This is a genomic window from Desulfovibrio desulfuricans DSM 642 (assembly GCF_000420465.1).
GTDB classification, from domain to species: Bacteria; Desulfobacterota; Desulfovibrionia; order Desulfovibrionales; family Desulfovibrionaceae; genus Desulfovibrio; species Desulfovibrio desulfuricans.
Window position 1 is genome coordinate 204,748 of sequence record NZ_ATUZ01000011.1, and the last position, 14,774, is coordinate 219,521.

Here is a 14,774-nt window from a genome sequence, read left to right on the forward strand (position 1 = left end):
CCTTTAAAGGCAATGCCTGCGGGCGCGATCAGCGCGCAGCGGGCAGGCTGAGTTTATACGAGGGGCGCGGCGTGTTGCTCATGATAGGCGCGGACGGCGGCGTCTGACCAGTCTGTACTGCCGGGGCGGCTTCTGCGCCTGCGGCAGGAGCCGCAAGGGGTGCGCCGGTGGCGTCCACGGGCGGCAGGCCCTGCATGCGCAGAGCCGCCTGCTGCAATACGCGAGCGCGGGTTTGCTGGAAGGTTTCCACATCCACGGGTGTCATGCCAGTGGGCGAAACGCCGAACAAGAAGAGCTTTTGGTGGGCAACGCCCGCGTTGTCCCACGAAATGGGGGCCATGCCCCAGATCATCTTGGAGGCGCGCTGCGCGCGGGCCGTAACCTGCGGCGTTGTCAGGCGCGAATCAAGCCCCATGGACACGGCAAAGCGCACAAAGTCGTAGCCCAAGGCGTTCCAGAAGTCCGTGCCGGGTGCCTGAAGGGTACGGGGGGCCTGCGGCTGGTTCCATGCACCGGGAAAGACCGCCAGAGCGAACTTGTCGGCATTGGCAACCGTTTTGCCGGAGAGGCTTTGCTCCCAAAGCGTGGTTCCCAGAAGCACCAGCCGGTCCTCGCCGTTATAGAGCAGGCTTGTGGTCAGCATTTCCATGCTCTTCCACGAATCCGGCAGGAACAGGGCTTCAAAGGAGGTCTGTGGCACAGGGGTTTTGCTGCCCTGCGGCGTCTGGGCATTGATGAGCGGAGCCACTGCATTGCTCCACGAGGTGGAGTCGGCAGGGTTATACGAGGCCTTTTGCAGCAGCATGTTGTGGCTGGCAAGGCTCTGTTCCATGAGGCCGGTCATACGCACACCGTAGGCATCGGTTGGATAGAAGGCTCCGTAGGTGCGGATGTTCAGGCCAGTGCTGGCAAAGTTGATGAGCGTGTCGATCTGGTCTTGCGGGCTGGGGAAAAAGCGCCATGCGCGCGCTCCTTCATCGCCCTGCTCAAGCGAAGGCACAAAGGTGAAGAAGGCTCTTTTTTCGAGCTGACCGTGCCCGCGGGCCTGAGCGTAGTTGCGCGCCTGCAGGGGGCCGCCCACAACAGCGCAGGCCGGGGGCAGAGCGTCCAGGCGCTGCAACCAGTCGGCGGCTTCGGTATTGACCGTTTCAAGGCGCATCTTGACGCCGCTGGCGGCAAGCTCGCTCTGGGCCATCTGCGCGCCGTGGCGCACCTTGCTCGCAATGGGGGCATACGTGCCGGAAGACGGCAGGGCCAGCACCACGCAGGGGCCGGTAACGGCCGCGGGGGCAACCGGTTGGGGTTTGGGCTGGGGCGCTCTTTGACCAAGGCCAAAGGGCATCTGACACGCGGCAAGACAGCCAAGAAGCGCCAGCAGCGAAACGTTGCGGGCCAGCGCGGCGAAAGAGCGGCAAAAATTCATGACGGTATCCTGGTTGTAGTACCGGCAGGCCCATCGTACGCGGGCCGCAAAAAAAGGTCTGGTTCAGGGAACCAGACCTTTTTAGTACAGGGTAGGCGTGGTTGCAAGTTCGGGGCGTGTGCCGCCGAGCTGCCCTTGCCCTTATTTCTTCACTTCAGTGTAGTCTGCGTCCACAACATCCTCGCCAGCATTGCCATGCTGCTGGCCTGCGCCTGCGGCTCCGGCCTCTGCGCCGGGCTGGCCGCCAGTCTGCTGGGCCTGCTGCTGATAGAGCTGTTCGGCAAGCTTGTGCGAGGTCTTGGCGAGGTCGTCGGTGGCAGCCTTGATGGCTGCGGCGTCTTCGCCTTCCATAAGCTTGCGCAGGGCGGCGATTTTGCCGTCAATATCGCTCTTGAGCGCGGCATCGGCCTTGTCGCCAAGATCGGTCAGGGATTTCTCCGTGCCATAGATCAGGCTGTCGGCGTGGTTGCGCGCTTCAATCAGTTCCTGCTTCTTCTTGTCGTCCGTGGCGTGGGTTTCAGCCTCGCGCACCAGACGCTGGATGTCGTCTTCCGACAGGCCGGAAGAAGCCGTGATCTTGATGGACTGTTCCTTGCCAGTGCCCATATCCTTGGCGGACACGTTCACGATGCCGTTGGCGTCGATGTCAAAAGACACCTCGATCTGCGGCACGCCACGGGGCGCCGGGGGAATGCCAGCCAGGTCAAAACGGGCCAGGGTCATGTTGTCGGGCGCCATGGGGCGCTCGCCCTGAAGCACGTGGATGGACACCGAGGGCTGGTTGTCGGACGCCGTGGTGAACACCTGGCTTTTACGCGTCGGGATGGTGGTGTTGCGGTCGATCAGCTTGGTGAACACGCCGCCCATGGTTTCAATACCAAGGGAAAGCGGGGTCACGTCGAGCAGCAGCACGTCCTTGACGTCGCCGGTGAGGATGCCGCCCTGAATGGCAGCGCCCATGGCCACAACTTCGTCCGGGTTCACGGAGCGGTTGGGTTCCTTGCCAAAGAACTTGCCCACCACGCTCTGCACCAGAGGCATACGGGTCATGCCGCCCACAAGAATGACTTCGTCAATCTGCGAGGCGCTCATGCCAGCATCGGCCAGGGCCTTTTTGCAGGGCTCAATGGTGCGGTCAACAAGGTCGCTGACCAGCGATTCAAGCTTGGCGCGGCCAATCTTGATGAGCATGTGCTTGGGGCCGTTCTGGTCGGCAGTGATAAAGGGCAGATTGACCTCGGCCTCCATGGAGGTGGAAAGGTCTTTCTTGGCCTTTTCAGCGGCTTCTTTCAGGCGCTGGAGGGCCATGCTGTCCTTGGCAAGGTCAATGCCGTTTTCGCGCTTGAACTCTTCCACCAGGAAGTTGATGACGCGCTGGTCAAAGTCTTCGCCGCCGAGGAAGGTGTCGCCATTGGTGGCGCGCACTTCCACGACGTTGTCGCCAACTTCAAGGATGGAAATATCAAAGGTGCCGCCGCCGAGGTCGAACACGGCGATCTTTTCGTTGGCCTTTTTGTCAGCTCCGTACGCCAGCGAGGCCGCAGTGGGCTCGTTGATGATACGCTTGACGTCAAGACCGGCGATGCGCCCTGCGTCCTTGGTGGCCTGGCGCTGGGCATCGTTAAAGTAGGCGGGCACGGTGATGACCGCTTCTGTAACGGTTTCGCCAAGGTAGGCTTCCGCATCGGCCTTCAGTTTGGCCAGAATCATGGCCGAAACTTCAGGCGCGCTGTAGGTGCGACCATCAACTTCCACGCCTGCATCTTCATTGGCGGCCTTGACGATGGCGTAGGGCGAATGCTCTTTCCAGCGGCCAACTTCGGGGCTTTCAAATTTACGGCCCATGAGGCGCTTGATGGCGAAAACCGTGCGCTTGGGGTTGGTAACAGCCTGGCGCTTGGCAATATCGCCCACCAGACGTTCCTTATCTGTAAAGGCGACCACGGAAGGAGTGGTACGGCCACCTTCGGGATTGGTGATGCACTTGGGGTCCTTGCCCTCCATGACGTAGACGCAGGAGTTAGTGGTACCCAGGTCGATGCCTATGATCTTGGACATATCTGAATCCTCCTCAGGAAAACTTCTCTGTACGCTTCGCGCTACCACCTCCGAGGGGCCTCAGGGAGTGCGCAAACGGCGGCGAGCGCGGGAAAATCAGCGCCATTGGTTGGGCGCGAACAATATGTAAGTCCTTCTCCGGTATCGTCTAGTCTTGTTGTGGAAAAAAAACAAAAAATTCCTTTTGTGCCCTGCGCCCTCATTGACGGGAGGGTTAAAAGAGCTATGGCGTTTTTTTTCACATACCCTTTCTCTGGTATGTCAAATAACATCAGGAGGAGACCTATGGAATTTGGCAGAAGAACACTATTGACAGGGCTGGGCGGGCTTGTGCTTGCGGGCGGGATGACGTCTGTCGTCGGCAACAGCCTTGCTGCGGGGCAGACGCAGCCGGGTGGCCGTTTTGAGCAGGTCGGTGGAGATCATGGCTGGAAACCGCACAAGCTTGATCCCAAGGAGTGCGCAGAAGTGGCCTACCTTGGCTACTGGCACAAAGACTACGGCTGTGGTTATGGCGCGTTTTATGCCATCATTGGCCTAATGGCAGAAAAATACGGCGCGCCGTACAACCAGTTTCCCTTTGCAATGCTCGAGGCCAACAAGGGCGGCATTTCGGATTGGGGCACAATTTGCGGGGCTCTTTATGGCGGCGTATCAACCTTTTCCCTGTTCTGGGGCAGAAAGGAAGTGCGGCCGATGGCCAATGATCTGTTCCGCTGGTACGAAACCGCAAAGCTCCCCGTGTTTGATCCCGGTGAAAAGGCACTGGGTTTCAAGGGGAGCCTGCCGCAGAGTGAATCGGATTCGGTTCTGTGTCACATCTCTGTTTCCAAGTGGTGTTACGTCAATAAAATTGAAGCCGAAAGCAAGCAACGCAGCGAGCGTTGCGGCAGGCTGACGGCTGATGTGGCTGCAAAAACTGCAGAAATTCTCAACGCCAAAATTGATGCTGGCAAAGATTACAAAGGGATATTCCCTTTGCAGAAGTCAGTGTCATATTGCGGCGAATGTCATCAAACCAAGGGAAATGAGGCCAACTGGGCCAAGGGAACCATGGATTGCACCCCCTGCCATAGCGGCGCAAAGGGAACAATGAACAAGTTCAAGGATCATCCCTAGCCTTTTTGTCTAACACCTGACAGCTGTGCCTGATAACCTTGCGGGGCAGGCATCAAGCATAAAATGAAACAGCGCCGAAACCTGGGTTTCGGCGCTGTTTGTTGCTTGTGCCGCCATGAGGCAGCGCATCCTTATATATTGGGTTTACTCTGGCTGGCGTCGCTTTTGCGGATGTCGTCAAGGATGCCAGTCACAATGTTGACCTGAGCGGCAAGGTCGCGTACCTGACCGGCGGCGGCATTGGTGGCCTCTGCAATGCGGGCGCTCAGCGTGTTGACCTCGGCAATATTGCGGTTGATTTCTTCCGAAGCTGCCGACTGCTGGGTGGCTGCCGCGGCAATGGCGGAAACCCGGCTGCTGGAATCGCCAGCAAGATTTGAGATAAGGTCAAGCGAGTGCCCCGATTCCTGCGCCATGTGGCTCACCTCTTCAATGGAATTGACGGTGGTATCCACCGTGGTGGCGCTTTTGCTGGTGCCTTCCTGAATGGCGGCAATGGCTTTTTCCACCTCGCTGGTGGCGCTCATGGTTTTTTCGGCCAGTTTGCGCACCTCGTCCGCCACCACGGCAAAGCCGCGGCCTGCATCGCCAGCGCGGGCGGCTTCAATGGCGGCGTTAAGGGCAAGCAGGTTGGTCTGGTCGGCAATGTCGCGGATAAGCGTCAGCACTGCGCCAATGTCCCTTGCCTGTTTGTCCAGCGTGCTCATCTCGCCCTTGAGACCAGAGGCCTTGCCTTGCACTTCCTGCATATTCTTGATGGTGCGCAGCACAATGTCCGCGCCTTCCTGGGCGTGTCCCTGTACGGAATTGGCCGCATCGGCAGCGCCATCTGCATTGTGGGCCACTTCAAGCACGGTGGAGTTCATCTCGTCCATGGCAGTGGCGGTTTCGGCCATGCGGTCGGCCACCGTGCCGGACTTGTCGCGCACATCGTTGAGTGATTTGTCGAGAGTGTTGGCGGCATGCTGCAATGTTTCCACAACGCCCTCAAGCTGGTTCACAGTCTCCATGCGGGCCTTGTGCGCGGCTTGTTCGGCCTTCTTCTCAAGGGCAATACGTGCGGTGATGTCCTCGCCAATTTCCACATGGCCCACCACGTTGCCGCGCCGGTCCTGCAAAAAGTCGAGCATGATCTGCATGGTTTTGCCATTGGGCATCTCATTGATGACCTGCTTGTTGCCCAGGCGCAGTTGTTCAATGCCGCACTGCGGCGTGTTGCAGATGTTGCCCTGCTTTTCCGAGCAATGTTTGCCCACCACATCGCCCTGACAGGATTTATTCATGCTCTCAAGCGCGACCTTGTTGCAGAAGGTCCAGACCATGTCGTTATCTGTTACCGAAATGGAGAGGGGTAGGGTATTGAGTATGCTCTCGTACCAGTGAGCCTGGCCTTCGAGCTTGGCTACCATTTCTTGCAGGGCCGTGGCCATGTGCCCCAGACAGTCGGAACGGTCTATGTCCAGCTTTGCTTTTTCATCGCCAGCGGCAATGGCCTTGGCGTAGAGCACAATTTTGCGGATGGGGCAGAGCCGGTTGCAGATAAATAAGGAGCCGGCAACGGCTAGCAGGAGTGTAAGGCCGCCGCCAATCAGCAGGGCTTTCAGGGTGGCAGCGCCGGACAGGGCATCGCCCAGAACCATGGTAAACCCGATGAGCATGGCCATACAGGCCAGTACGAGACCCGCAACAAAAACAAAAATAATGCGATAAGCCAAAGTCATGTTCATGGAATGGGACCTCATCCTGCGCCTTTGATTTGCTGGCAAACGCCATTTGGCCCGGGCGCTGTCAGTTGGCCAGTGCAAAGCAATGCAACGCGCAAACAGAAACCATCCCACTGAGATTTCTGAAAGTTTTTACGATGCATATGTCTTTGGCAAAACATATAGCATATATTATGTATTCAATAGTATATGCCGGGAGGCAGAAAAACAAGGAGATTGTGCAAATGTGCACAAATCACAAGCGCATTGCAGGGCAACGCAGACAATCTCCGTGTTGCCCTTCTTACGGCAGAATCATCGAAAGATTTATAGCGGAGTGAAAAAAAAGACGAGTCGCTGAGTTGGATATGCGGATGTCAGGAGAGATCCTGCCGGAATTGCAGGGATTGTCGCAAGGTTTCTTTGTCCATGAATTTTACTTCGGCCCCAAGGGGGATACCCTGTGCAAGACGCGAAACGCGCACGGCAGGGAACTGCCTGCGCACCATCTGCCGAATGAAGGAAGCTGTATTTTCTGCCTCAAGCGTCGCACCCAGAGCAAGAATAAGCTCATGCACCTCGCCTTCGCCCAGACGCTTCACCAGCCTGTCCATGTCGAGGCTGTCGGAATCCATGCGTTCAAGGGGGGCAAGCAGGCCGCCCAGAATCAAATACTGGCCGTGATAAAAGCCGCCTTCGTCCAGTGTGAGCATGCTGTCCCATTCCGTGACAAGGCAGAGCGTATCGCGGGCGCGCTCCGTATCGGAACAGACCGCGCAGGGGTCAGTGGAAGAAAGCCCGCCGCAGCGCGAGCAGAGGTGCAGATTGTCGCGCAGGTCGTGGATGCCGCGCCCAAGACGCCGTGTTTCGGCTTCCGGCCATTTGAGCAGGGCCATGGCGGCCCGCATGGCGGATTTGGGGCCAAGGCCCGGCAGACGCGAAAGCTGCTCTACCAGGGCCTTGAGCGGTTCGGGAATCCGATCGTGCATGGCTCTAGAAAAGACCGGGCAGCTTGATGCCGCCGGAGATGGAGCTCATTTCGCGCTCCATGGTTTCGCGGGCGATGCGACCGGCTTCATTAACAGCAGCCAGAATAAGATCCTGGAGCATTTCAACATCGTTGCCTTCAAGGGCCTTGGGGTCAATGATCAGCTTGCGCAGCTCCTGCTTGCCGGAGACTTCGGCCTTGACCATGCCGCCGCCGCTGCTGGCTTCGTAGCTGTGCTCGCCCAGTTCCTGCTGAAGCTTGGCGATCTTGCTCTGCATAACCTGCGCCTGGCGCAGAATGTCGTTCATGTTCCGCATGTGTTTCTCCTTGCGTCTGTTGCATGCTTCCGGTTCCGGCGGCGTGGGCCGGGCGGACGCGGAAAGTTTTTTCAGTTGTCAGCGGGCTCAGCGGTTGTCCTGATCCACCGGGCGGCACCCTTTGACCCGTGCGTTCAGCACTTCAAGGCAGGGCTGCAACTCGGGCCTCTGGCTGAATTCTTCAATCAGTTCCGCCTCGGGGCGATGGGGCCGGGGCGCCACGAGTTCCAGCTGCGTCTGCCCTGCGCCGTAGGCGGCCAGAGCTGCTGTCAACTCCTCGCGTCCGCGTTCAAGCTGGAACAACTGGGTTTCAGCCTTGGGGGCGAGGCGTAAAATTCCGTCAGCCCATGTGGCGCTCACGCTGCGCAGCAAATGCTGGCGCGGCATGTCGCGCCCGGCACCTTGCCATGAAGAGCAAAAATCACAAAATGCCGTCCAGTTGCAGGCAGCCTGACCTTCCTGCTTGCCCTGGCCTGGTGTGCCCGCGCCGCCCTGGTTGAAGCCTTGCCCGGCAGCAACGCTTGCGCCGGAGTCCGGCTGGTCAGAATATCTGGGGCCAGCTCCATTTTGTCCAGAATCCTCTTGCCCGAAATTTCGGGGGCAAGAATCTTCCTGACGGGGGGCCTTCTGGCCTGGACTACCCAGAGAGTTGCCCAGACTTGAGTTGCCCAGATTTGAGCTGCTCTGGCTTGAGCAACCCTGGTCAGGCCCGCCATGAGCAGGTCTGTTCCGGTCTGGTTGCGCTGCTCCTGTTTCCGCACCGGGCCGCCAGGGGCGGTGCGTAGGGGCAGCAACGCTCTGGGCCGCGTCAGGCTCGTCTGGTTCCGCATCGTCCGCATCATTGGCGGCGTGCTGCCCGGTGGCGGCATCCCTGGGGCGGGATTGCGCCACCTGCGCGTTTCTGGTCGGCATTCCCGCACTGCTTTCCATTCGTTGCGCAGAGGGGGGCACGGCTTGAGCCTGCTGTTGGCTTCCCTGTGCGGCTGCCTGACTTGGGGCCTGCACTGATGACTGACCAGCTCCGCCAGCCTGACCGCCGGGGCCGGGCGTGGCCTGCCCAACGGGCAGCAACTGCGGCAGCAGGGCAAGGTTGAGCAAAAGCAGTTCAAGCGCTGCTGCTGGTTCCGGGCTTTGCACTATGCCGCGCTGCGCGTCAAGGGCCATCTGCCATGCCGCGTGCAGATGCGCGGCAGAAAATTGCGGGGCAATTCCCTGCCAGAGGGCGGCTTCGTCTGCGGGGAGGCGCAGGCTCGGCACAATGGCCTGACCGCTCTGGCGCAGCAAAAAGAGGTTGCGCAGATTGCCTGCAAGCTCACGCATGAAAAAGCCAATATCCACGCCTTGCTGCAATATCTGCCCGCACAGGTTTGCCACGGCGGCGCAATCCTGCCCTTGCAGGGCGGTAAACAGCTCTGCAAACAGTTCCTGCCCTGCGAGGCCGAGCACCTGCCGGGTGGCTGCAACGGTGAGTTCCTCGCCGCCAAGGGCGAGGGTCTGATCGAGCAGCGACATGCTGTCGCGCACGCTGCCCGCAGCCCTGCGAGCAATAAGCCGCACGGCCCCCTCTTCAAATGCCGCGTTTTCCTTGCGCAGCACAGCGGTGAGGTGGGCAAAGAGCGCGTCTTCGCTCAGGTGGCGAAACACAAAATGCTGGCAGCGGCTCACAATGGTGATGGGGAACTTGTGCGCCTCGGTGGTGGCAAAGATAAAAACCACGCGCTCCGGCGGCTCCTCCAGCGTTTTCAGCAACGCGTTGAAGGCGTTGCGGGTGAGCATGTGGGCTTCGTCAATGATGAAAATCTTGTAGCGGCCTTCCATGGGCGCGTAGCCGATGGTTTCGCGCAGGGAGCGGGCGTCTTCCACACTGTTGTTGGAAGCGCCGTCGATTTCGGTCACGTCAACGTGAACGCCCTGGGTGATCTTGCGGCACTGCTCGCACTGGTTGCAGGGTTCCGGCCCCGGAGCGTGCTGGCAGTTGAGCGCCTTGGCAAAAATACGGGCAATGGTGGTTTTGCCCACGCCGCGAGTGCCGCTCAAAAGGTAGGCGGCTGCGGGCCTGTCTTCTGCCGCAGCACGGGAAAGGACGGCCTTGACCATGTCCTGTCCTGCTACCTGGGCGAAGTTTTGCGGCCTGTATCGTGCGGCGAGGGAAAGATGTTTCATGGCGCTCGTTGCCTTTGAAAGATGACCAACGGGCTGTCGGGCAGTCCCGGATTGCGCTGTGCGCGAACCCGCAGGAAAGGCTGTTACCTGTTGTGTCCGCGCTGCGCCGAATTACGGTGAGAGCCGGACTTGTTAACTCTTTGGCATCCGGCAGCCCCGCGAGGGCGGAACTGCCGGATGCATATCTTGTAAGCGGCGGCATTGCGGCCCGCCGTTTGTCTGCACTAAATGGTAAAGCGGTGCAGCCAGCCTTCGTACTTGGGATTTTCGCCCTTAACGATGGCAAAGTATTCTTTTTGCAGGTGCTTGGTCACCGGGCCAGCGTGCCCAACGCCGATCTGGCGGTGGTCAAGCTCGCGGATGGGGGTGATTTCTGCCGCGGTGCCGGTAAAGAACGCTTCATCAGCGATGTAGAATTCATCGCGGGTGAACTGCTGTTCTTCCACGGTGTAGCCGAGGTCTCTGGCAAGCTTCATGACGGAATCGCGCGTAAGGCCGCCCAGAATCGACGTCCAGGGCGTGGTTTTGATCACGCCGTCGCGCACGATAAAGATGTTCTCGCCCGTGGCTTCGGAAACATAGCCGTTGGTGTCGAGCATCACGGCTTCGTCATAGCCGTCTTCCTTGGCTTCCACCTTGGCAAGGATGGAGTTGATGTAGTTGCCGGCGGCCTTGGCCTTGGACATGCTGGTATTCACATGGCTGCGGGCAAAGCTGCTGGTCTTGACGCGGATGCCCTTTTCAAGAGCTTCTGCGCCAAGGTACGCGCCCCACGCCCAGGCGGCGATGATGGTCTGCACCGGGTTGTTGCCGGGGTAGACGCCCATTTCGCCATGACCCACGAAAGAAAGGGGGCGCACGTAACCTTCGGGCAGTTTGTTGGCCTTGAGGGTCTCAATACAGGCGGCTACGAGCTGTTCAGCCGTGAAGGGTACTTCCAGGCGCATAATCTTAGCGGAGTTAATTAGGCGCTTGCAGTGGTCTTCCAGACGGAATACGGCAGAAGTGCCGTCGGCGCAGGCGTATGCGCGAATGCCTTCAAATACGGCGCTGCCGTAATGCAAGGCGTGGGTCAGCACATGAACCTGTGCTTGTTCAGAAGGGAGCATTTTTCCGTCAAACCAGATAAACTTTGCGTTCTGCATGGCTTTCCTCCGCAGTAGCCTGCTGTATAAGACGCGGGCGCGCCGGGGCAGTCCCGGCGGTTGCCGCAAGAGCAAAAATCTACTGAAAATGACCGCATATGGCAAGCAATTGCGCCAGTGGGAGAAAGAATATCCACAATTGCGGGCGCATGGAACAGGCAAGGGGGATGCGCGGTGGGGCAGGGCGGGTGAGGCCGTCTGAAAACTGCCCAATAATAAGGGCTGGCCCTGCGCATGGCGATGCCGTATGTTCAGGGCCAGTAAACAAGTATTATGAGGCCGGAATTATGAGCGAAACATATGTGCTGGGCATTGACGCCGGGGGCACGCACACCGATGCCGTGCTGCTTGCCTGCGATGCCGCCGCAGAAGAACTGGCTCCGGGCGAAATTGGCGCAGAGGGGCTTGGTGCCGAAGCTTTGCCCTCCGCCCGGCTGGTGGCCAGCGCCAAGGCGCGCACCCGTCATGACAATCTGCCCGCGTCTGTGCGAGAGGTGCTTGCCGCCCTGGCAAAGGCGGCCCCTGGCTGCGATTTTGGCGCTATTTCACGCGTGACTCTTGGGGCGACCCTTGCCGTCAACGCCTTGGTGCAGGATCGCGTCGACCCTGTGGGGCTGGCCCTTTCCGCCGGGCCGGGGCTTGATCCGCATCGTTTTGCAATGGGCGTGCATGTCTGCGTAGTCCCCGGCGGGCTGGACCACCGGGGCGTGGAGGTCAGCCCCCTGCGCACTGCCTCCTTGCCTGCCGCTGTCAGGGAATGGAAGGCGGCGGGGGTTGCCGCCGTGGCCTGCGTGGGCAAATTCTCGCCGCGCAATGCCGCGCACGAACTGGCCATGAGCGAGGCCGTGCGGTCGGCTGCGCCGCAGATGTCCATAACTGTGGGGCACAGACTTTCAGGGCGGCTCAACTTTCCCCGGCGCATGGCAACCGCCTATTTCAATGCCGCCGTGCAGCGCCTGCACAATGAATTTCTGGATGCCGTGGAGGCTGCCCTTGCCGAAGCTGGCATTACAGCCTCCGTGCGTCTGCTCAAGGCGGACGGCGGTGCGGTGCCTCTGACGCTTTCGCGCCGGGAGCCTGTGCAGTCCATACTTTCCGGCCCTGCGGCCAGCGTCATGGGCGTGCTCGCCCTGTGCGGCGGCAGCAAGGCCATGCGGCAGGGCTGCTCACTGCTGCTCGACATGGGCGGCACAACAACAGACATGGCGCTCTTTGTGGACGGCTCCCCAGTGGTGGACAGGGACGGCATGCTGCTCAAGGGGCGGCGCACCCTTGTGCGCGCTCTGGCTTCGGTTTCCATCGGCGTGGGCGGCGATTCGCTGCTTACGGTGGATGCCGCGCATGGCGCTGCGCGTCCGGTACAGGTCGGCCCCTTGCGTGAAGGCCCGGCCATGGCCTTTGGCGGTTCCCGGCCCACCCTGTTGGATGCCCTGAACGTGCTGAACGCCGCTGCTGACCGGGCTGGTGCTGAGGGTGTCAATGGCGGGGATGCCGTGGCGGGCGATGTAGCCGCATCCATGGCGGGCATTGCCGCCCTGGCCGCAGAACACAGCCTGTCCCCGGAATCTCTGGCCCAGATGGCCGCAGACGATGCCCTTGCGCAGGTGGCTGCCGCTGCCCGTGCCCTGACTGATGGCATCAATGCCCGTCCCATTTACACTCTGGCGGCCCTCAAGGCTGTGCGCGAGGCGCGCCCGCAGCATGTGTGGCTGGTGGGCGGCCCTGCGGCCTGCGTTGCCCGACGTATGTCCACAGCGCTGAACATGCCCGTGGAAACGCCGCCACACGCGGATGTTGCCAATGCCGTGGGCGCGGCCCTGACCCTGCCCACAGACGCGCTCGAACTCTACGCCGATACCGGGCGTTGCGTTCTGACAATCCCGGCGCTGGAGCTGACCGAGCGTATCGGCAAGGGCTACAGCCTGAGCGAAGCCCGCCAGCGGGCCAGCGCCCTGCTGCGCGAAAGGCTGGAGGCGGTTGGCATCAGCGGCGCGCGGGTGGAAGTGACCGAGGCCGACATATTTGCCACGCTGGATGACGCAGGTTTTGGGAGCAAGGATATTCGGGTTGTGTGTCAAGTAGTTCCCGGCCTCTCCGCCAAGGTAGGCTAGGTGAGCGTGCGCGCCGTGCGCGTCTTTTGCCCTCCGGCTGCGTCAAGATATTGCCCGGTGTCGGTCGAGTACCACGATGTACACTCCCTCCACGGGCAATATTTTTCCTTGCCGGAGAACAAAATCCATCGCACGGCGCGCCCGCTCACGAAGACACAAGGATATTCAAGATGTTGGCGGAGACTAAAGGCATTCCGGGCGGGCAGACTCTGAAGAACTGACGGTCCTGAAGAGCGAAAATCTCATGAAACACGCGCTTTGCAGGCAACGACACGGGATTTATCGCCAGGTTGAGTTAGACCTGTTACCTGAGAAGACTTATGAATCTTACTGAATTTGTTGTATACAGCGAACAAGATGCCGGAGCACCGAGGGGTGCTAAAATCCCCTGGAACGAGCCGGGGTTCAGCCAGAGAATGCTTGCAAACCATCTGGACCAGAAACACGACTGGGCCAGCAGGCGGAATGCTATTGTATCAAGGCAAACAGCATGGATTGCCGGGCAATTGCAATGCACCTCCCGCATTCTGGATTTGGGTTGCGGGCCGGGCCTCTACACGCAAAATCTGGCGGCATTGGGGCATCACTGCACTGGCGTGGATTTTTCTCCAGCCTCCATTGCCTATGCTCGAAAGCAGGCTGAGGATTCAGGGCTGGCACTAGAATACGCCCTGTGTGACGTCCGTTCGTATACATCCGGGCAAAAATTTGACTGCATTATCATGACATTTGGCGAGTTCAACGTGTTTATCCGTCAGGAAGCCGCTGCCATATTGCGCAACTGTGCTGGCATGTTGTGTGATGATGGGTTGTTTGTTCTGGAAGCGCATACCTTTGAAGCCGTCCATGCTGTCGGTTCCGCCCCCGCCACATGGCAACGCCACCAAGGGGGGCTGTTTTCCGAAACACCGCACCTGTGCTTGCAGGAGAACAGGTGGAATGTGGATGATTCCAGCGCTCTTTCAAAATATTTCATTGTGGACGCCGCCACTGCGCAGGTGCAGCAGTATGCCTCGTTCATGCAGGCCTACCGGCCCGAAGAATATCAAGAAATGCTGCGCTCGGTGAAATTGCCTGTAGTAGCAGTTCTTGATGCGGAAGAATGGCCTGTGGGGGCAGATTTTCAAGAAAAACTGCAAACCTTCGCTTGCCGGAAAGCACTCTGAAAATCACGGCGGATTGATATGAAAAGTCCTCAGGGATACACCATAGAGACGGCCACGGCAGGTCATGTGCCCCTGCTGGCGGCTATCGAAGTTGCCGCTGCGGGGATTTTTCCTCCAGGTTCCATACCGGATCGCATCCGTTCCGACTTCACGCCTGTGGACAAACTGCATGAAGCTGTTCAAAACGGTCTTCTCTGGGCGGCCCTTGACCATGAGGGCAATCCTGTGGGTTATGTCTACGTGCGGCTGATAGAGCATGCCGCCCTGCTGGCCCAGATTGACGTGCACCCCGACCACATGCGCAAAGGCATAGGTGCAGCGCTCCTCGGGCAGGTTGCGGAGGACTTGCGGCAGCGCAAAACGCCCGCCCTCTATCTGACAACGTTTACCCACGTGCCCTGGAACGCGCCATTTTACGCCCGGTTGGGCTTCACGGCGCTGGATGATGCGGGCATGCCCCAGTTCCTCAAGGATATTCTTGAAGAAGAAAAGCGCTGCGGCCTGACCAGCCGCGTTGGCATGCGCCTGCCCCTCGCGGAGGAGGCATAGGTCTGTTTACCTTGGCAATATGGCTGGCACTC

The 14,774-nt window shown here is 59.7% G+C and carries 11 protein-coding genes; 4 read left to right on the plus strand and 7 right to left on the minus strand.

Annotation, left to right across the window (positions count from 1 at the left end; translation table 11 throughout):
• Window positions 1–28: 28 nt before the first annotated feature.
• Window positions 29–1,423: a type 1 periplasmic-binding domain-containing protein gene (locus tag G449_RS15660; protein ID WP_022657730.1), complete on the minus strand. Its 1,395-nt coding sequence runs from the start codon at window positions 1,421–1,423 to the stop codon at window positions 29–31.
• A 141-nt stretch (window positions 1,424–1,564) separates the two neighbouring features.
• On the minus strand, window positions 1,565–3,481 hold the full coding sequence (dnaK, locus tag G449_RS0102515) for a molecular chaperone DnaK (RefSeq protein WP_022657731.1): 1,917 nt from the start codon (window positions 3,479–3,481) through the stop codon (window positions 1,565–1,567).
• A gap of 285 nt (window positions 3,482–3,766) precedes the next feature.
• Here dnaK and G449_RS0102520 point away from each other — a divergent pair, with 285 nt between their 5' ends.
• The gene (locus G449_RS0102520) at window positions 3,767–4,600 is read left to right on the plus strand and encodes a split-Soret cytochrome c (protein WP_022657732.1); all 834 of its coding nucleotides are present in this window, start codon (window positions 3,767–3,769) and stop codon (window positions 4,598–4,600) included.
• Between the two features lie 131 nt (window positions 4,601–4,731).
• On the opposite strand, the gene G449_RS0102525 is transcribed toward G449_RS0102520, so the two are convergent.
• The 5 genes from G449_RS0102525 to G449_RS0102545 all read right to left on the minus strand — a co-directional run bounded on the left by G449_RS0102525 (window position 4,732) and on the right by G449_RS0102545 (window position 10,916).
• Window positions 4,732–6,327 carry a methyl-accepting chemotaxis protein gene (locus G449_RS0102525; protein ID WP_022657733.1) on the minus strand — a complete coding sequence of 532 codons (1,596 nt, stop codon included), beginning with the start codon at window positions 6,325–6,327 and terminating at the stop codon, window positions 4,732–4,734.
• Window positions 6,328–6,680: 353 nt separating this feature from the next.
• On the minus strand, window positions 6,681–7,292 hold the full coding sequence (recR, locus tag G449_RS0102530) for a recombination mediator RecR (protein ID WP_022657734.1): 612 nt from the start codon (window positions 7,290–7,292) through the stop codon (window positions 6,681–6,683).
• Window positions 7,293–7,296: 4 nt separating this feature from the next.
• Window positions 7,297–7,608, minus strand: a complete 312-nt coding sequence (locus G449_RS0102535) for a YbaB/EbfC family nucleoid-associated protein (protein ID WP_022657735.1) — start codon at window positions 7,606–7,608, stop codon at window positions 7,297–7,299.
• Between the two features lie 87 nt (window positions 7,609–7,695).
• A complete protein-coding gene (gene dnaX / locus G449_RS0102540; RefSeq protein WP_022657736.1) occupies window positions 7,696–9,771 on the minus strand; it encodes a DNA polymerase III subunit gamma/tau in 2,076 nt (691 codons plus the stop codon).
• 224 nt (window positions 9,772–9,995) lie between these two features.
• The gene (locus G449_RS0102545) at window positions 9,996–10,916 is read right to left on the minus strand and encodes a branched-chain amino acid transaminase (protein WP_022657737.1); all 921 of its coding nucleotides are present in this window, start codon (window positions 10,914–10,916) and stop codon (window positions 9,996–9,998) included.
• A 287-nt stretch (window positions 10,917–11,203) separates the two neighbouring features.
• Between G449_RS0102545 and G449_RS0102550 the strand changes: the two genes are divergently transcribed.
• The 3 genes from G449_RS0102550 to G449_RS0102560 all read left to right on the plus strand — a co-directional run bounded on the left by G449_RS0102550 (window position 11,204) and on the right by G449_RS0102560 (window position 14,742).
• On the plus strand, window positions 11,204–13,027 hold the full coding sequence (locus tag G449_RS0102550; RefSeq protein ID WP_022657738.1) for a hydantoinase/oxoprolinase family protein: 1,824 nt from the start codon (window positions 11,204–11,206) through the stop codon (window positions 13,025–13,027).
• 320 nt (window positions 13,028–13,347) lie between these two features.
• Window positions 13,348–14,193 carry a class I SAM-dependent methyltransferase gene (locus G449_RS0102555; RefSeq protein WP_022657739.1) on the plus strand — a complete coding sequence of 282 codons (846 nt, stop codon included), beginning with the start codon at window positions 13,348–13,350 and terminating at the stop codon, window positions 14,191–14,193.
• Between the two features lie 18 nt (window positions 14,194–14,211).
• Window positions 14,212–14,742 (plus strand): GNAT family N-acetyltransferase, encoded by a 531-nt coding sequence (locus G449_RS0102560; RefSeq protein ID WP_022657740.1) that lies wholly within the window; start codon window positions 14,212–14,214, stop codon window positions 14,740–14,742.
• Window positions 14,743–14,774: the final 32 nt, after the last annotated feature.